18 protein-coding genes are annotated in these 18,042 nt (G+C 62.6%); 8 read left to right on the top strand and 10 right to left on the bottom strand.

Going from position 1 to position 18,042, the window contains the following annotated elements; genetic code table 11:
- Positions 1-79 precede the first annotated feature (79 nt).
- On the top strand, positions 80-343 hold the full coding sequence (locus AC04PH_RS04445) for a hypothetical protein (RefSeq protein WP_483064532.1): 264 nt from the start codon (positions 80-82) through the stop codon (positions 341-343).
- 84 nt (positions 344-427) lie between these two features.
- Here AC04PH_RS04445 and AC04PH_RS04440 read toward each other — a convergent pair whose 3' ends face one another.
- On the bottom strand, positions 428-700 hold the full coding sequence (locus AC04PH_RS04440) for a hypothetical protein (RefSeq protein ID WP_483064531.1): 273 nt from the start codon (positions 698-700) through the stop codon (positions 428-430).
- 459 nt (positions 701-1,159) lie between these two features.
- On the opposite strand from AC04PH_RS04440, the gene rplS reads away from it, so the two are divergent.
- From rplS to AC04PH_RS04420, 4 genes are all read left to right on the top strand, one after another.
- Complete coding sequence (gene rplS / locus AC04PH_RS04435) at positions 1,160-1,534, top strand: 50S ribosomal protein L19 (RefSeq protein WP_483064530.1); 375 nt, start codon at positions 1,160-1,162, stop codon at positions 1,532-1,534.
- Between the two features lie 11 nt (positions 1,535-1,545).
- A complete protein-coding gene (gene rpmE, locus AC04PH_RS04430; protein WP_483064529.1) occupies positions 1,546-1,767 on the top strand; it encodes a 50S ribosomal protein L31 in 222 nt (73 codons plus the stop codon).
- Between the two features lie 124 nt (positions 1,768-1,891).
- Positions 1,892-2,563 (top strand): hypothetical protein, encoded by a 672-nt coding sequence (locus tag AC04PH_RS04425; RefSeq protein WP_483064528.1) that lies wholly within the window; start codon positions 1,892-1,894, stop codon positions 2,561-2,563.
- 83 nt (positions 2,564-2,646) lie between these two features.
- Positions 2,647-3,174, top strand: coding sequence for a hypothetical protein (locus AC04PH_RS04420; protein WP_483064527.1), 528 nt, complete (start codon positions 2,647-2,649; stop codon positions 3,172-3,174).
- Here AC04PH_RS04420 and AC04PH_RS04415 read toward each other — a convergent pair.
- Positions 3,155-3,823 carry an SRPBCC family protein gene (locus tag AC04PH_RS04415; RefSeq protein WP_483064526.1) on the bottom strand — a complete coding sequence of 223 codons (669 nt, stop codon included), beginning with the start codon at positions 3,821-3,823 and terminating at the stop codon, positions 3,155-3,157. The genes AC04PH_RS04420 and AC04PH_RS04415 overlap by 20 nt on opposite strands.
- 86 nt (positions 3,824-3,909) lie before the next feature.
- Here AC04PH_RS04415 and AC04PH_RS04410 point away from each other — a divergent pair, with 86 nt between their 5' ends.
- Positions 3,910-4,359 carry a MarR family winged helix-turn-helix transcriptional regulator gene (locus AC04PH_RS04410; protein WP_483064525.1) on the top strand — a complete coding sequence of 150 codons (450 nt, stop codon included), beginning with the start codon at positions 3,910-3,912 and terminating at the stop codon, positions 4,357-4,359.
- Between the two features lie 85 nt (positions 4,360-4,444).
- On the opposite strand, the gene AC04PH_RS04405 is transcribed toward AC04PH_RS04410, so the two are convergent.
- The gene (locus AC04PH_RS04405; RefSeq protein ID WP_483064524.1) at positions 4,445-5,752 is read right to left on the bottom strand and encodes a DEAD/DEAH box helicase; all 1,308 of its coding nucleotides are present in this window, start codon (positions 5,750-5,752) and stop codon (positions 4,445-4,447) included.
- 371 nt (positions 5,753-6,123) lie between these two features.
- On the opposite strand from AC04PH_RS04405, the gene AC04PH_RS04400 reads away from it, so the two are divergent.
- Both AC04PH_RS04400 and AC04PH_RS04395 read left to right on the top strand, forming a co-directional pair.
- Positions 6,124-6,933: a division plane positioning ATPase MipZ gene (locus AC04PH_RS04400; protein WP_483064523.1), complete on the top strand. Its 810-nt coding sequence runs from the start codon at positions 6,124-6,126 to the stop codon at positions 6,931-6,933.
- 118 nt (positions 6,934-7,051) lie between these two features.
- Complete coding sequence (locus tag AC04PH_RS04395; RefSeq protein WP_483064522.1) at positions 7,052-8,662, top strand: FMN-binding glutamate synthase family protein; 1,611 nt, start codon at positions 7,052-7,054, stop codon at positions 8,660-8,662.
- Between the two features lie 4 nt (positions 8,663-8,666).
- Here AC04PH_RS04395 and AC04PH_RS04390 read toward each other — a convergent pair whose 3' ends face one another.
- From AC04PH_RS04390 to AC04PH_RS04360, 7 genes are read right to left on the bottom strand one after another with little or no spacing between them, the layout of a single operon-like run.
- The gene (locus tag AC04PH_RS04390; protein WP_483064521.1) at positions 8,667-10,097 is read right to left on the bottom strand and encodes an AMP-binding protein; all 1,431 of its coding nucleotides are present in this window, start codon (positions 10,095-10,097) and stop codon (positions 8,667-8,669) included.
- The gene (locus tag AC04PH_RS04385; protein ID WP_483064520.1) at positions 10,090-10,929 is read right to left on the bottom strand and encodes a hypothetical protein; all 840 of its coding nucleotides are present in this window, start codon (positions 10,927-10,929) and stop codon (positions 10,090-10,092) included. Before AC04PH_RS04385 ends, AC04PH_RS04390 begins: the two co-directional genes overlap by 8 nt.
- On the bottom strand, positions 10,926-12,248 hold the full coding sequence (locus AC04PH_RS04380; RefSeq protein WP_483064519.1) for a hypothetical protein: 1,323 nt from the start codon (positions 12,246-12,248) through the stop codon (positions 10,926-10,928). The genes AC04PH_RS04385 and AC04PH_RS04380 overlap by 4 nt, the downstream gene beginning before the upstream one ends.
- A complete protein-coding gene (locus AC04PH_RS04375) occupies positions 12,245-13,339 on the bottom strand; it encodes a BtaA family protein (protein ID WP_483064518.1) in 1,095 nt (364 codons plus the stop codon). The genes AC04PH_RS04380 and AC04PH_RS04375 overlap by 4 nt, the downstream gene beginning before the upstream one ends.
- Entirely contained in the window at positions 13,329-15,764 is a 2,436-nt protein-coding gene (locus AC04PH_RS04370; protein ID WP_483064517.1) for a PEP/pyruvate-binding domain-containing protein, read from the bottom strand. Before AC04PH_RS04370 ends, AC04PH_RS04375 begins: the two co-directional genes overlap by 11 nt.
- On the bottom strand, positions 15,761-16,681 hold the full coding sequence (locus tag AC04PH_RS04365) for a UbiA family prenyltransferase (RefSeq protein ID WP_483064516.1): 921 nt from the start codon (positions 16,679-16,681) through the stop codon (positions 15,761-15,763). The genes AC04PH_RS04370 and AC04PH_RS04365 overlap by 4 nt, the downstream gene beginning before the upstream one ends.
- On the bottom strand, positions 16,678-18,024 hold the full coding sequence (locus AC04PH_RS04360) for a hydroxymethylglutaryl-CoA reductase (protein ID WP_483064515.1): 1,347 nt from the start codon (positions 18,022-18,024) through the stop codon (positions 16,678-16,680). The genes AC04PH_RS04365 and AC04PH_RS04360 overlap by 4 nt, the downstream gene beginning before the upstream one ends.
- Positions 18,025-18,042 lie beyond the last annotated feature (18 nt).

The raw sequence follows: 18,042 nt of genomic DNA, 5'->3' as shown, positions 1-18,042 counted from the left end.
CTATCCGGACCGGCGACCTGTCAAAACTGATCATAATACTGTATAGATACAGCATAACCCTAAAATTGGAGGAATGCTGTTGAAGGTCGTATTCGCGCGTCTTGTCACCCTGATAACGTCACCGTTCACGAGACTGGTCAGGACTGAAAAACCCGCGATAAACCGTCTTCTCCGGTTCTTTCTGATCAGCCTTGGATGCGCTGTCGTTACGCTACTGATGGCTGATGGCGGCGGCGCGGGATTTGCACTGGGCATGGTATTGACCCTCGGGTCTGTCATACTCACCCTTCACCGCGCTTTTGGCATTATTCGCGATATGCTCGGCACCGGTGCTAAAGCCTGACGATCATGCAAACGCAAAACGCGCCCCCGGTGAGAGAGCGCGTTTGAAGAAAGATGCCGTGACAGCACCTCGCCGCTTGGCGATTTAGCCTTTGGAATCGTCCAGCAGTTCGGAAACCGCGGTGTCGTCCATGCCGTTGCAAAGCACGGCAATGTCACCGAGGGACACATCGTCCATGGTTTCCATGTCGATCTCGGAAGTGATTTCAGAAATCAGCATGAACTTGCCCGACACGTCCATTGCGCCGAACTCGGTGCATGTGACGGCCAGCGCATCGGTGTGCGCGTCAGCGAAAGCGACGGTCGATGCGCTTGCGATCACAACGCTCAGGGCGGCTGTTTTGATGATATTAGTCATAGTAATCTCCATTCTTGTATTCGTGCGCTTTTGCGCAGTCGAGGGTCAAACACCCCCACGCCGACATGGTTCCTCAAAAAGTAAGAAAAATCGAAAAAAGTATTCGAGAGATGACCGGTTCGTGATTTGACACATCGCCGATGCCTTTGGCGTCCTTAAAAAACGTATGCCCGGACCGGTGTTTTGACCCGCGAAAGCCGCTTGATCCACGCGACCCTTCATCCTATACGCAGCCATCGCCGGGCGGGTTACCGATTCCGGCGGCTGATCTATGGCACCACCTGGAGCATGAGCGTCACTGCGTTGTGGCGGACCTCACCGGGCAGGCCGGACGATCACACATAAAGATGACGCAATCTCTGGCGGGCGCGATCCAGCGGACCCGGTAACGACGCAGAGCAATGGCGGCTGAGACACGAGACGCGGGATAACCCGTGCCAGTTACATAAGGAGCGCATCATGAACGTGATCGCACAGATCGAAGCCGAGCAGATCGCTCAGCTGGGGAAAGAAATTCCCGACTTCAAGGCGGGTGACACCATCCGCGTCGGTTACAAGGTGACCGAGGGCACCCGTACACGTGTGCAGAACTACGAGGGTGTCTGCATCGCGCGCAAGAACGGCAGCGGCATCGCCGGATCGTTCACCGTCCGCAAGATTTCGTTCGGTGAGGGTGTGGAACGTGTTTTCCCGCTCTATTCCACCAACATCGACAGCATCACCGTCGTGCGCCGTGGCAAGGTTCGCCGCGCAAAGCTGTACTATCTCCGTTCGCGCCGCGGTAAGTCCGCGCGGATCGCAGAAGTCGCAAACTACAAAGCGCCAAAGGCGTAAGGGGTCGTTCCATGAAAAAAGATACACATCCCGATTACCACATCATCGACGTCAAAATGACCGATGGCACCGTGGTGCAGATGAAATCCACCTGGGGCAAGGAAGGCGACACGCTGTCGCTCGACGTCGACCCCTCGGTGCACCCTGCATGGACCGGTGGCGGCACGCGCCTGATGGACGCCGGCGGCCGCGTGTCCAAGTTCAAGAACAAATACGCCGGTCTTGGGTTCTAGCCACCCGCACAGACCTTGCAGCGACACAACGCCGTCCCGGACCGGGGCGGCGTTTTGATATGTTGCCCCGAGGCCGCAATCGCACACCGTCACGCATGCAGGATGGTCGCGTGGTTGAAACACTGTGTCCATCATCACCCTAATGTTGCAAAGATGCGCGCGAAGAGCCGCCATGTTGAGGAATTGTTTCATGATGTCCCGGGTAATACTGCTTATCGGTCTGGCCGCCGTCACCTTTTTGTCCGCCTGCGGCGGAACGACGCTCCGCGAGAGCGCCACGCTTTCCAGCTTCACCACGCCATCATCCTCGGGCGATATCAGGGGTCAGTTGAACGGCAGCCCGACCGGCCGTCTGATTGATCGCGACGGCGATGGCTTTGCCTATACCGCCGGATCGATCAGGGGCACAGGCCTTGCCGCTGAGACAGGCCTGGTGGCAGGCACGACGGTTGCAGCGCCGCCGACTAGCGGCTCTGCACGGTTTATCGGCGGCTATGAGCTGTTGGAAATCGAGGATATTGCCCTCGTCGGCAGCACCATCTCGGGCAATGTCAATCAGGTCCGGGGATTGATCGGACTCGGGGTCGATTTCGACACGGGTAGATTGACCGGCTCAAGTGGCGATCTTCTGGTGGATGGACGCGCCAATGGGCGCAGTCTGACAGGGTCGGTGACCTACCGCGGCCTCGACGGCGATTTGCGCGGCCTGATCGGCAGCGACAAGACCGTTGCCGCCTTCCACGGCAATAGCGATGATCTGATCTATGCGGGTGGGATTCTGGCATATCGCAACTAAGGTGCCGTTCCGGCGGGTGGCGCATATCGAGGCGTCATCCCGCATGGCGCTGACAGGCGGGCAAAATCATTGGGGTCGCACAGATGTTCACGCCGGCGATGACGATAGCGATGATCGGTGACAGCCACGAGGCCGCACTCCTGCGGCTTCTGGTCGAACGGATGGGCCTGCAGGTGCAGCTTGTCTATCTGGAAAGCCCGGGCGACCTGATCGACCTGCTGAGCGAAGGCAAGCGCCTGCCCCCGATCCTGATCATCGCAGGACCCGCAGACGGCAACGGATTTGTTTTCGGTCGTCTTGGCGAGGCGCGCGACAGCGACTTGCTGAGCGACGACAGTATGTCCGCCGACTGTCTGAAAGACCGTGTTCATCTTGATGGTCAACTGGTCATCAGCACGGCGCGTCAATCCGGCCAGCGCGCGATGGCCGAAGTTTTCATGGACGGCGGCGCCGGGGCGTTTCTGGCGCCCGAGGGATGGCCCCCGGCTGCCAGCGTCTCGCTGTTTCTTCATATCTTCCTGCACGAATTCCTGCTGAAAGGGCGCGATGTGGAAGACGCGATGCAGCGCGCGCACGGCTATGCGGATGCCTTCACGCTTTATCTTGCATGAACGGAGCCGCAAAACCTCTCCAACGCAGTGTCAACGCTGAAGCGGTGCGATGCTGCAACTGATCATCCATGGGCGTATGGGTTGACCCCTGTGGCGGACGACCGACGACATCGCCGTCCGTGTCGCAGTGCGGTGGCTCTACAAACGCCTTCAACCCGGTCAGATCCTTGCGGTGCATCTCCCGTGTCCATTTCGACAGACCGGCGAATTTCCAGATCGCATTGAACGGCCGGGGCAGGTCGTTGACGAAATGGGCGAGGACCCGCGTCCGCTCGGCGCCTTCCGGCCGCAGTTCGAACGTCAGGCGGGGGCGGTGCGGCGGCCCGGGACCGACGAGTGTCAGAGCGACCTCCTCGTTTTCCTTCAGTTCTACAACTTCCTGATGGCCGACGCGCTTGCCTTTGGTGAAAAAGACGGTCTTCGCCCCGACTTGCCCGTCGGCCCCCTCGACTGCGCAGGTCGATTTTGTCTCCTTGGGCCAGGCCGACCATCGCATCAGGTGCGCCTGCAGCCGGATATCGTCATAAACCTGGCTGGCCGGTGCGTTCACGATGATGTCTTCGGTATAGGCGACCCTTGTAGGTGCAAGCAGCGACAGCGTGCCGATGATCAGAATGATTGCCAGCAGGCAGTAGAGCGCGATTTCCATGAGACTGTTCCCCGAGGCTTGCGAAGTGAGCGAAGATATAGGATCATTTTCATCAAGTAACTTGATTGTCAAGCTAAAGGGATGCGATGTCCAGTGACGAGCGTGACATAAAGCCTGTTGACCTCGTCGCCGCGTGTCGCCGGCTTTACGCGGCGATCGACAGGCTCGATACAAAGGCAGCCGCTGTCGTCGGTGTCAATCGCAACGATCTGCGGTGCCTGAACCTGCTGGCCGAGGGTCCGGTGCGCCCAAGCGCCATCGCGGCAGAACTGGGCCTGACGACCGGATCGGTAACGACCCTGCTGGATCGGTTGGAAAACGCAGAGCTGGCCAAACGCGAACGAGACCCCGACGACCGACGCGGGGTGATCGTGCACCCGACGGCGTATCTTTTTGAAACGCTCGGGCCACTCTACAAAGGCGTCGCGGACGAGGTTGCACGGATCGCGTCGGGGTATGCGCCCGCCGAACGTGCCGCAGCGGTGGCGCATCTTGACGACGCCACCTCTGCCTACGAGAAAATGCTGCGAGACTGACCGACCGGCCATCCTGCGTTACCTCGTCCGCGGCACGAAAAAAGCCCGCCGGATCGGCGGGCTTACATCTTCGCTGCGTTGTGGATCAGGCAGCGTTGCTGCGACCGCCGCCGCGCGGCTTGCGCCGCCGGTTGCCACCGCCGGGCTTGCCTGCGTTGGCCTGGGCGGGTTTGCCGCCCTGCCCTTGCCGCCCGCGACCGCCGCCGCCGCCGCGCCCGCGACCGCCACCGCCGCCGTTCGGTTTCTTCTTCTGACCCGGCAGGATTTCCCACGCGGTACCGGAGGCGACAGGGATATCCTCCTTCATCGCCTTCTGGATATCGCGCAGGTCGATCATCTCGTCAGGCGCGCAAAAGGCGACGGCTGAGCCTTCGGCCCCGGCGCGAGCCGTCCGGCCAATCCTGTGCACATAGTTTTCGGCAACGTTGGGCAGATCGTAGTTATAGACATGGCGCACGCCGGGAATGTCGATGCCGCGGGCGGCCACATCGGTCGCGACCAGCACACGGACTTTGCCCTCGCGGAAGGCTGCGATGGCGCGCTCGCGCTGACCCTGGCTTTTGTTGCCGTGGATGGAAGCAGCGGCAAAGCCCTTTTTCTCAAGAAACTTATAGAGCTTTTCGCAGCCGTGCTTGGTGCGGCCGAAGACAAGCGCCAGCTCGTCCCGGTGATCGTCCAGCAGCTCGACGAGCAGGTCGGCCTTCGCGGCCTGTGCTACATAGTGCAGCGACTGGTTGATCTTTTTCACAGCCTGCCCCGGCGGGTTCACCTGGACACGCACGGCGTCGGTCAAATAGGCATCGGCCAGCTCGGACATCAGTTTCGGCATGGTGGCCGAGAACATCATCGTCTGACGGTCCTTGGCCAGTAGCGGCGCGATCCGGCGCAGCGCATGGATGAACCCCATGTCGAGCATCTGGTCGGCCTCGTCCAGCACCAGATAGATGGTTTCGTCCAGCCGCACCGCGCGACGGTCCAGCAGGTCGATCAGACGGCCCGGCGTCGCCACCAGCAGGTCGACGCCACCGGCCAGACGCTTGGTCTGGGCCACGATACCAGCGCCGCCGACAACGAGGGCAACCTTAAGGTGCGACCCCTTGGTATAGTCGGTCAGATTGTCGGAGATCTGTTTGGCCAACTCACGCGTCGGCGCGAGGATCAGGCCCCGCACGGTCTTGGGGTTGGGCTTCACGCCAGCCTTCATCAGCGCGTCGATCATCGGCAGGCCAAAGGCCGCCGTCTTGCCCGTGCCTGTCTGGGCCAGGCCCATGACGTCGCGCCCGTTCATGGCGTGCGGGATCGCCTGGGTCTGGATGGGTGTCGGGTCGGTGATGCCTTGCTCTTTCAGTTTCGCAACAAGGCGGGGCGCGAGGCCCAGCATATCAAAATCCATAAGTGTCTTTCTTGGCGGGGCCGGATCGTATATCCGGGGCCGCGCATAAGGGTTCTGGCCTGACGCCACATGCACAGACCAATAGCAGGTTGCGCCCATATGCTGACGGGGACACGTGGATCGTGTCGCTGCCGATCAGGCGCTGGACCCCCTGCGTGATGTGGGAACCGGAAAATAGACGACGCCCTGCTGTGACCGCTTCGGTCACGCTCTGCTCACGCGGCAGGGGCGTCGGTTGAGTGGCACATGGGGCTTTGTGGCCCGCATGTCAACAGGCGTGTTAAAATGGGCTCGCGGGTACGCCTGTGCTTTTCACGTTGTCGTGCCGTCCCTATAATATGCGCAAAACAAATACACCGAAGGGCAAGGCAGTGGCACATATCATCGTTGTCGGAAACGAAAAAGGCGGCGCGGGGAAATCCACCGTGTCGATGCATGTGGCCACGGCGCTGTCGCGGATGGGCCACAAGGTCGGCACGCTGGATCTGGATCTGCGGCAAAAGACACTGGGTCGCTATATCATCAACCGTCGGACCTATCTGGACAAGATGGACATGGCGCTGCCGACACCGGACTACCACGACCTGCCGGAGGTGGACGCGGCGTCGCTGCCCGCAGGCGAAAACGTCTATGACCACAGGTTGTCGATGGCCGTCGCGGGGCTTGAGCCGAACAACGATTTCATCCTGATCGATTGTCCGGGATCGCATACGCGCCTGTCGCAGGTTGCGCATTCGCTGGCCGACACGCTGATCACGCCGCTGAACGACAGCTTTGTCGATTTCGATCTGCTGGCGCATGTGGATACCGAGGGCGAGGATATCACCGGCCCGTCGGTCTATTCCGAAATGGTCTGGAACGCGCGTCAGCTGCGCGCCAAGGCCGGGCTGTCGCCGATCGACTGGGTCGTGGTGCGCAACCGGATGGGCGCGCAGGCGATGGTCAACAAGGAAAAGATGGAGCGGGTGATCAACAAGCTGTCCAAACGGATCGGCTTTCGCACGGCACCGGGCTTCAACGAGCGGGTTATCTTTCGCGAGCTGTTTCCGCGCGGCCTGACCCTGCTGGACCTGCGCGATCTGGGTGTGAAGGGGATGAACATCTCCAACGTGGCTGCCCGGAACGAATTGCGCGGGCTGATCGCGGCGCTGAACCTGCCGGGTGTCACAGTAGAATTCTGACAGCAACGGGCGATTTGCCTGCAAACCCTGCAAAACCGGACAAATCGCCGCCCTGTTAGCGGTTGCCTTTGTGCGTGGCTTTGCCATGGTGGTCCCACGCCGGAATTGGGGGGACCAGATGCAGAAGTTTTTTCTGGAAGAACGCTTTTACACATTCGTCATCGTCACGGCACTGACGATCCTGTGTGCCATCGGGATGATCTGGTGGGGATGGCTGGTGGTTCCTTTCGTCCTTTTTGCAGGACTGACCGCCCTTGGCATCCACGACATGAACCAGCGGCGGCACGCCATCCTGCGCAACTATCCGGTGCTGGGTCATGTGCGTTTCTTTCTCGAAATGATCCGCCCGGAAATGCGGCAGTATTTCCTGGAAAGCGACGCCGAAGAAGTGCCGTTCAGCCGCGACGCGCGCTCGCTCGTCTATCAGCGCGCCAAGGGGGCGGAGGACAAGCGCCCCTTCGGCACCCGCGAAAAGGTCTATGAGGGTGGTTACAGCTGGCTGACCCACTCCATTGTGCCCACACATTTCGAGGACACCGATTTCCGGGTCCATATCGGCGGCAAGGACTGCAAGAAGCCCTATCAGGCGTCGCTCTACAATATCTCGGCAATGAGCTTCGGTTCCCTGTCGGCCAATGCGATTTCGGCTCTGAACAAAGGTGCCAAGCTGGGCGGCTTTGCCCATGACACCGGCGAGGGCGGCATCAGCCGCTATCACCGCGAGGGCGGCGGCGATCTGATCTGGGAGATCGGATCGGGCTATTTCGGCTGCCGCACGCATGAGGGTGAATTCGATCCCGACCGCTTTGCCGAACAGTGCGAAGACGACCAGATCAAGATGATCGAGATCAAGCTGAGCCAGGGTGCAAAGCCCGGCCATGGCGGGATGCTGCCCGCCGCCAAGATCACGCCCGAGATCGCCGAGGCGCGCGACATCCCGATGGGTGTCGACTGCGTCTCGCCCGCGTCACATGCGATGTTCTCGACCCCGATGGAGTTGGTGCAGTTCATCGGGCAGCTGCGCGAGTTGTCGGGCGGCAAGCCGATCGGGTTCAAGTTGTGCATCGGGCATCGGCGCGAATTCATGTGCATCGTGAAGGCGATGTTGGAGACCGGGATCGCGCCCGACTTCATCGTCGTGGACGGGACCGAAGGCGGCACTGGCGCGGCACCGCTGGAGTTCGCAAACCACGTGGGCATGCCGATGGTCGAGGGGCTGTCGTTCGTGCACAACACGCTGCGCGGCGCGGGGCTGCGCGACGAGATCAAGATCGGTGCCGCGGGCAAGGTGACGTCGGCATTCCACATCGCCCGTGCGCTGGCGCTTGGGGCCGACTGGTGCAATGCGGGCCGCGGTTATATGTTCGCCATCGGCTGCATTCAGGCGCAGGCCTGCCATACCAACCACTGCCCTGTCGGGGTCGCCACGCAGGACAAGGAGCGCCAGAAGGCGCTGCACGTGGCGGACAAGAGCCAGCGTGTCGCCCGGTTCCATGACAATACGCTCAAGGCCTTGGGTGAGATGGCTGGCGCGGCAGGGCTGAACGATCCGCGCGATTTCCTGCCCTATCACTTCATGCAGCGCGACGGTGACAGCCAGATGAAGGAAGGGTCGGACAGCTTTCCTTATCTGCCCGAAGGCTTCCTGCTGAAAGACGGTACCGATCACATCGAATACCGGACACGCTGGAAGCGAGCGAACGCCCACGACTTCGCGCCGCCGCAGTGAGGCCCTAGCCGTTCAGCCCCAACTGCTTGCGCAAGGCCGCGACGTCCACCTTGGACCGGTGGCGCCGGTCCATTGGGAGCGCCGCACGGTGGCGCACGTCCTGAACGCCGAAACGGCCCGCGCTCCGCGTCCATTCCGCAAGTTGCGCGCGGTCGCCTGTCACGGCCAGAACGCCACGGTCGCCGTCCGTGACCAGCGCTGCCCGTTCCGCGCCGGGCCAAAGGCGCGCAGCGGTTTCGATGGCGAAGGGATAAAGCGGGCCTGCCCGGGTCTGCACCACGTCCCGGTGTCGCCCCAACAGCCAAAGCCGCCCAGCATCGTCGAGACTTCCCGCATCGCCGGTGCGGTGCCAGATCTGACCGTCCTCGTGCAATTTCGTCTCGGCATCCTGCGAGGGATCGAGGTAGCCGGTATTGACGTGATCCCCGGCCACGACGATCTCTCCCTCCCAGATACGGACCTGCGTTTGCGGAACAGGCACGCCCGCCAGCAGACCGGCCCCATCGTGCATCCTTTGCAGATCGTCAGCTGCGATGTCGGCAGCATCGAGGTGCGCGATAGGTTCCGCCTCGGTCGAGCCATAGACGCTGACGACACGCGTGTTCCCGCACGCCTGCAACCGCGCGACCAGATCGGGAAATACGGGGCCGCCGCCGGTAAATACGGTATGCAGATCGGGCGATCCGTTCGACTGCGCCAGCGTTTCGCACAGGGCCGGGGGCAAAAGCGCGCGGGTCACTTTTTGCTTTTGTATCCACCGCGACAGATCATCCGGCGTGACACGGTCCAGCCTGGACATCTTCCAGTTCGGCAGCACGGATGTGCGGCCCGCCGCAAGGTTGATCAGAACAAAAACCGGAAAGGCGACCAGATCGCGCTCCGCCTTTTCGCTGTGCAACAGCGGAGCAACGGCGGCATGCTGCGCCATGAGGAACCGGTGGCTGCGCGGGATCGCCTTGGGCCGCCCGGTCGTGCCTGAGGTAAAGGAGATCAGCGCCAGATCGTCCGGGGCGGGCGTGTCGGGCAACGGGGTGCCGGTCGGTTTCGCCCGTGTCCGGTAATGCCGTGTGCGCCAGAGCGCAGGCAGGAATCGCAGCAAGCCATAGGCCCCGGAGGTGCACAGGCCAGTAACATCCGCCGTCGCCACCGCGTTGCGCAAACCGGCCAGGCCCATCGCGGGTTCCGGCAGCACCGCCACCGCACCCAGCGACCATACGGCGGCGAGCGTCGCGTAAAGGTCCGGCCCGATGGACATCGCGATCAGGATACGGTCACCCTGCCCCATCCCCTGCGCCGACCATGACGCGGCGAGGTCCGCCGCCCGCGCCTGCAACGCCGCGAAGCTGACGGTCTGCCCGTCCCCGGCGATCAGGGCGGCGGACGCGCCATGGGCCGCCACCGCGTTTGCGAAAGCGGAGAGCAGTGTTTCAGTCAAGCCGCCGCCCCATCAGCGCGTAGCGGCGGAAGACTTCGGCATTGTTCATGCCCGACCGGAGCGCCGACAGGTTGTCTTCGTGCATTAGTGCGTGGATTGCGGTGTCGAACCCCGCGGCGCGGGCATTTGCATAGAACCGCTGGCTGAGCGCGTGACCGGCCCCCTTCTGCAAGCTGGCGTAGGTCTTGAGGATCACGGTTTTGGTCTGCGGCCCTTCGGCATAGTTCGGGATGCCGAACAGGAAGCCCTTGAGCGCGCCATCGGGCGCGCGCGCGAACAGGATCAGATCCTGCTGCAGCATCGGCACGACCGGCATGTACATCGCCAGAAAGTCGGACAGGGCGATATCCTTGTAGAACGGATTCTGCGCGAAGGCGGTGCAGGACAAATCATGCACCTGCGTGAACAAACGTTTCGGGTCGCTGCCGTCCCAGGTTTCCACATCGAAAGTCTCGGTGTCTTTCGGCGGCACGACGGGAATGTCCTCCAGCTTTGCCGAGGCGGAAAAATACCGGCTGATCGGTTCAAATCCTGCGGCGCGGAAACATGCCAGATCGTGCGGTCCGCTCTTGGGTTCCATCAGGAAGGCGGTGCGTCCATCGCTTTCGCTGACCAGCCGGTAACTGTGCCAGGTGTCGCCATCCATCGGACCGATCAGGGCGCGTGCACCGGACTTAAGCGCGGCGTCTGCAATATCTTCTAGCAGGGCACTGCCTGCCTCTGCGCTTTGAAACTTGATCTGCCCGACAGCCATCGCGCGGGCATCGTTCCAATCCGGCGCGTCGTGGAACAGCGTCGCCTTTGCGCCGGTATTCGCGAACTCCTGTTTCAACTGACCCCTCCCTGCCCCAGAACACCCATGGCATAGCCTGCCCATGGAACCACGCCGGTGACGACTGTCAACTTTGCCGCGCGATGATCGACAAATCGCGCGGACCACAGCGCCGGAACCAGCACGGCGACGATGGCTGTCAGTGCGACGGTCCAACGCATGTCACCCGACCAGGCCACCACCGCGCCGTTGGCCGGGATCAGCCAGAAATAAAGCGCGGCGAGCGCGATGCCCGTCACAGCCCCGGCCATCAACCGGCTGCCGACACCGGCACCCGCCAGAGCCATGAAACCAACCGAGAGGCCAAGCGCGTGAGCCCCGTAAAAGGCGAGCGCATTGAACCCGGTCACCAGACCGATCGACAGCCACGCAAAGCTGGCAAGTGCCAGAGCGGCGACGATATCAAGCTCCGGGTAGGTCGCGCGACAGGGCATCCGGCTACGCGACACCGCATGCGCGACGAAGGCCAGAAGCGGCAGAATCGTGTTTTGCAGCGCCGTGACCGAGATCAGCATGAAGGCCGAGATCACATAGACCCGCGCGGCATGGGGGGTCAGACGCAGGCGCGGGGCGGCGGCGAGGAAGACGAAGATCGCCAGCGTGAACAGCCCCATGATGATGAGCAGCACGAAGGGCGGACTGTTCAGATTGCTTTCCAGAAACACCATGATGCCCGCGGGCAGAAAGAAGTTGTCGAACCCGCGCCAACTGTCCGCCTCGACCAGTGTGCCGAAGGCGGCGACGATCAGCGCCAGCAGGATGACGTTGGCGCGCGGCACGTCCGAGAGCAGCAGCAGGCAGATCATCGACAGGATCAGGGCGATCAGGAAAAACGCGACGGATCCTTCGATGCTTTTCTGGCCATCCTCGATGGTAAAGAACTTGCGGCCGTAGCGGCTGCCGGTCAGGGCGGCGGCGGCATCGGCCAGCGTCAGGATCGCGATGGGCAGGACATAGAGCAGCGCATTTCCGTCGGATAATAGGAACACGGTGCCGACGGCCAGCGCGAGCAGGATATCACCGTAGGACTGCCGTTCGACGCCGTGCAGGGTTTCCCCGAGGCCGCCCCTGGCGAAATGCGGCATCCGCAAGGCAAACATGACGATCAATGTAAGACCGACCAGCATGAAAACCGGCCAGCGGTCGGTAAAAAGCCACGGCAGCGTCAGCGCATAAAGCCCGGTGCCGATGTGGACCAGCTTGCGCTGCACCTCGGGGTTGAGGCCCCAGCGACGCGCCAGTGACCGGACAATTCCCATCAGGCCCAGCAGCACGATGATGGACGCGACGGCGATGGCGATCTGGGTGGTCGCGGTCAAATGACGTCCTCGATCACGAAGTCGGAATAGAAAAACGCCTTGTCCTGCGCCTTCAGCCGGTTTTCCAGCGGGACCTGTGTCTGCACCTTTTCAGTCATAGGTCCGGGCAACCGTCGCGGGACCATCATGTTCCAATAGACCAGACGCGCGCCGGGGTTCGCGGCGGACAGGATGCTGTCATAGACCTGCGAAAAGACGTCTTCAGACATATATTCGAAGATGTCCGACAGGTTGAATCCGTCGGCCTTTTCGCCGGTGCCGATGAAAGCCTCCAGCGATCCCAGCCGGATGTCGAGCCGGTCGAGCCTGCTGCGGATTGTGTCGTAGTGTGCGGCCCGCCAAGTCATCGGCAGTGCGGCACCGTGGGTGCCTTTCATGATCCAGTGCAGATAGGGATTGTCCGCCGGGTCAAGCGTGATGGCGGCATGGCGGATGCGCCGGGTGACGTGGTCGGCCACCGATCCCTCGACATGATCGAAAAACGCTTTGTCGCGGCCCATGCGGCCCATCGTGAAACGCGAGAAAAAGACTTTCAGCAGCAGCTTCCACCGCCATGTTTCAAAGCGGTTCAGCAGGAAATCGCGCCGCGCGTCTGGCGGACGACTGACGAAGATGTCGTCGATGGTGCGGCGGGAATGGGCCAGCGGCAGAAGCCGTCGGCGGAAAATGCGGAAATAGCGTTCGAACTTACCCGCGCCGCCGGCACCATAGGCGGCGACCAGCGGTTTGAGGTCTTGCCAGAACGCGCGGGTTTCCGCGTCGACCTCGGCTAGCGCCCGGTCCAGCAGAACGACCCGGTCGCCGCCTTCGCGCGCGCCCATCAGGACAAGGAAGTCGGCATGGCTCAACATGCGCATCGCGCCGATGCGCAGGTGCAGGCAGGCAATCTGCGCGGGCGACAGATCGACCACGACGACGCGGGCTGGGTCCAGCGTCAGCAACGCCAAAGCGTTGTCGCCCGCCGAGCAGATCGACACCAGCGTCTGCCCCGGATCGGGTTTCATCGCGGCGCAAAGGACGTCTGCATCTTCCCACAACTGGGCGTAGCGGATGTGATCGAACCGGGCCTTGCCCGCGATTTCAGACGTCATGTTTGACCACCTCTCCGGTCGCGCCGTCGACCTGCAGCATTTCGCCGTCAGTCACCCACTGGGTCGCCGCCTTGAGTCCCACGACGCAGGGGATGCCCAGTTCACGCGCGACGATCGCGGAGTGGGACAGCAACGATCCGCGTTCCACGACGATGGCGGACGCGTTTGAAAAAACAGCGATCCAGCCCGGGTCGGTATGGCGCGCGACAAGAATGTCGCCCGGTTCCAGACGCTCTGTCCGGGGGTCACGGATCACACGGGCGCGGGCGGTCACCTGACCGGCCGAACATCCGGTGCCGGTGCGGGCGTTGCCTGTCTGCGCTTCCGGGACGGCGACCTCGGTCTTTGGTTGGTAGAGCGCGGGGCCGCGCATCGTGATCCGCTCTTCCGAGTCCGGCCGGCCTGCCGATGCGGCATCGGCCCGTGCACGTAGTAAGACGAGCGATTGCAGATCGTGGCTGAGGCCAAAGCCTTCGACAGCGCCTAGGATTTCATCCTTGGTCAGGTGGAATATGTCACGCGGGGCGGCGATGATCCCGCGTGCGGCAAATTCGCGACCGAGTGCGAGAAAGACCTGACGTGCGTATCCGAAAATCCGGGTTCGCTCGAACCGCAGATTCTCGCGGTCGCGGACACGCGCTTTCGTCCAGCCGATGATCCATCTGGTGCAGACGCGACGGATCGGATTTTTGGGGAACAGCGACTGCCAATCCGGATCGACGCTTGCGGTGTGTGCGGCGGGTGGTCGCTTGGCATGGGCCTGAATGGCGTAGATCAACTGCGCCGGATCGTCTGTCAGCGGGATCGATTCAAGTTTCAGCTCTTCGGTGCAGCGGTCACCGAATTTGCGAAGATAATCGTCAAACGCGGCCTTCAGGTCTGCATGATCGGACAGCGCGTCCAGAAATTCATCGGCAGACACGTCCGCCAGACCGGTTTCCGCAACCTGCCGCCCCATTCGGGCGATGCGCTGCGCGGGTTCGGCCGAGACGATATCGCCCTGCCCGATCATCACATCGTTGTGCAGGGTCAACCCATCCGGCCCCAGCCATTTTTCCAGCATGTTCCGCGACGCGCCGAAGGCGATCATGCACAGGAAATCGTTGACCAGCGGCGCATCCCAGCGGTCCAGCAGCGTGCTTTCGATCCGGCGGTATTCGACGGCGAGTTGCGTGGGCGTCGCATCGTCGAGGTCAAGACCTGAGTTCAGCGCCGCGTTCAGACGCGCATAGAATTTCCGGCGGGTCGCGGGCAGACGGATCGCGGCCCAGACCAGCCGCAGCGCGACATGCCCGACGCGCCCGTACTCGCGCCATTTGCGCCAGCCCTTCAGGTCGGGAGGGCCGATCCGGGATGTGATCTCCTCCGGCATCGGCTCCGACACGCCCATCATGGTTTCCATGTAGGCGCGGTTCAGCGCGAAGCCGGGCAGCAGCGCGAGCGCGCGATACCAGTTGACAAGGTTGTAATAGACCCGCCCGTCCAGCCGCGCGAGCATGTTGCCGAACACCGCACTGTTGGCAGCGATGGTGTCGTCACGCACACCCAGAAGCTGCACGAACGCCCGATAGACGCGGTCATAGACATGCACGGCAAAGCTGTAGGTGAGCGGACTCACCATGCCTGGGTAGCTTTCGACGATGTTGGAGTTATCGAAAATCTGCAGCGTGTCGTCGCGGTTGGCGGCGGGCAAGAGCGGGGTTGTGATCGGGCGGGCCTGCAGAATGTGTAGCCCGTCGCCGTCGATGGCCCATTCGATGTCTTGCGGTGCGCCGAATGCGGCCTCTGTCCGGCGGGCCAGATCGGCGACCTCGGTGACCTGCGCATCGGTCAGCACCGGATTGTCCGGCGTATCCCCGGTGTCGCCGACGATCCACGTCTGGCCGTCCTCCTCGCCCGAGACCAGTGCATCGCCCAGACCCGCGATTGCCGACACGACCACCAGATCGCGGCGGCCCGACACCGGGTCCGCCGAAAACGCCACGCCCGACACATCGGCGGCGATCATGCGCTGCACGACGATGGCCGGTGCCGCAGCAGCCCCGCCGGATTTGACGGCCCGATAGGTCGCGACCGTATCGGAGAACCCCGACTGCCAGACCTGCTTGGCCGCCGCAAGCACTCCGCCAGCCGGAACGTCCAGAAGGGTGTCGAACTGGCCCGCGTGGGAATGATCGGCCCCGTCTTCGGCCTGACCGGACGATCTGACCGCGAATGGCCCCGGGCCAAGGGCTTGCAGCGCGACGTCGAGCGCGGCCTTGAGACCACTGGCCGCCACGGGGCCGGATTTGCCGGCAGTAAAGGCATCAGCCGAGATCGCGAAGAAAGCGGGTGGATGGAATCCAGCAGCGTCAAGCCGCGCGAGGGCGGCTGCCTTGCCGCCGACCTTGGCGGCATCCTGTGATCCGTTGATGATGTAGCTCACGCGCCACCGCCAAAGACGAGAGGCAGGAAGCCCGCACTGGCATAGCAGAGGAAGACCCACAGACCCGCGACCGTGTCCAGCCGGTCCTGCGCCTCCGGGGTCGGTGCCTCCATATAGGCCAAGGCACGCTGCACAGCCAGACCGGCACCGGGCAGAGCCACGATCAGGATCGCGAACAGGCCACCTGCGGCCAGACCGACCCCGATCAGCAGCAGCAATGACAGGCCGAGGCACCCCAGCCAGACCTGTGTCGCGACCTTCGGTCCCCACAGACCGGAATAGGTTTCGACCCCCACACGTTCGTTCTGCGGTGCCCAGAGCTTGCGCCCGATTTCCAGCAGGCAGCCGTTCACGAAGGACAGCGCGATAAAGAGCCAGAGCGCATGGTGCGGTCTGCCATGGGGCAGCCACTCGATCCCTGTCAGCATGAGGTCGATCAGCGGCATGATCGCCATATGGCTGAGGAGATAAAGGATCGGACGGGCCTTGAGCCAGCGCGGCACGCCGAATTCCGCCGTCATAAGAACAAGCCAGAGCCAGACGAGACCCAGAAGCCAGATCAGCCCGGCCCCGTAGAGCAGCGCCGTCACTGCCGCGACGGGCAGGGTCGCAATCCCGAGCACGACGATCAGCCGGAGGCTGACGATTCCGCTGGGGATCGGGCGTTCGGGGCGGAACAGGCGGTCATCCTCGCTGTCCTTGACCTCATCCGCGACACGCAGCTGAAAAAACAAACAGAAGACCAGAATGAAGCCCGCAAGATAGGCCGTGACCCCCGGCAGCGGTCGGTCGGCGAGAACGGCAGACAGCGTGATGGAAGCGGCTGAAAACACAGCCAGCAACGGCACCGTTTTCGCCAGTGGAAAACGGGTCGCCTGATATCGCCAGAGGCGTTCGGAGAGCGTCATCTGTTTCATCTGTGGCGCGCCAGATTTTCATGCGCACGGGTAAAGTGACCGGCGGCGATGGCCGCCACGATGGATATCTCTCCGCAAAGGCAGAGCCCCGCCGCGACCTCTGCCAGTGCCGCCCCCTTTTCGTTGCCGCGCAGCCCGAGGATGTTCAACCCCGCAGTCTGACTGGGCAGGCCGGTACCCCCGCCGACGGACCCGACGAGGATATTGGGCATCGTGACCGAACAGAACAAATCCGTGCCGCGCCGTTCCATCCGGGTGAACCCAACGGCACTTTCGGCCACGCAGGCGGCATCCTGACCTGTGGCGATGTAAAGTGCGGCCAGACCGTTCGCGTAATGCGCCTGCGCGCCCATCTGACCGGACAGGAGCGATCCGAGGTTCGCGACGCGGCCATAATAAAGCATCGCGTCGACTGTCGTGCCAAGGTATTTCGTCACGTCCGCCGCGGACAGCGTGACCGACGCCGATACCTTGCGCCCGCGCCCTGTCAACAGCCCCAAAGCCGAGGCTTTCTTGTCTCCCGAGAAATTCCCCTCGATATACCAGCGGTCGACGGGCACGACGCAATGGGCGGCAATGTGTTCGCACAGCGCATTGGTGGCAATCGTCACCATGTTCTGGCCGGATGCATCACCCGTGCGGTAGCGGCAGATCAGAAAGACGACATTGTTGTCGAGGATCGGTTCGACCGAGATCAATTCGCCGTGCCGGGTGGTGCTTTCCGCCGCATCCTTGAGCGCGGCCACGTTGTCGACGATCCACTCGACGAAAAGCCCGGCGGTGATCAGCTTGTCGAATACGAAGGCCGGGGTGCGGATCACGCCCTCGTAAAGCACCGCCGTGCTGACGCCGCCGGCCTTTGACGCGGCAAAGGCGCCGCGCCCGTAGGAGGCGACCAGCGCCGCCTCCGTCGTGGCCAACGGCACATGGTAGTCGCCGGATGCGTTCAGCCCGTTGATGCGCAAGGGTCCTATCACGCCAACCGGGACTTTCACCGTGCCGATGAAGTTTTCGATGTTGCGGCTGTAGCTTTGCGTATTTTCGAGCGTCTGCGGATCGGCCATCTGCGCCTGATCGCCCTCCTCCACCGTGCCAGCCGTGCTGATCTGTTCCCAATAGCGGGCGACGGTTGCCGGTGTCGCGTTGCGGACAGGTCGCAGGGTGCGGAAAATCGTGTCGCGCCGGTCCATGCGCTGCGCCAGGCCGACCTTGGTATAGCGGTCACGCAGACGGCGCATCATTTCGGTGATGTGGAAGGGAATGATCATCGGTGGCGTTTCTGTCGCACTGTCGCGTTTCCTGTTGCCGCTGAGGGCGACACCACGACAATAACCGACAATCATGGCTTGGCCACCGCTCGA

Source organism: Yoonia sp. KMU-150 (assembly GCF_056858355.1).
This window is presented reverse-complemented; position numbering and strand designations above follow the sequence as displayed.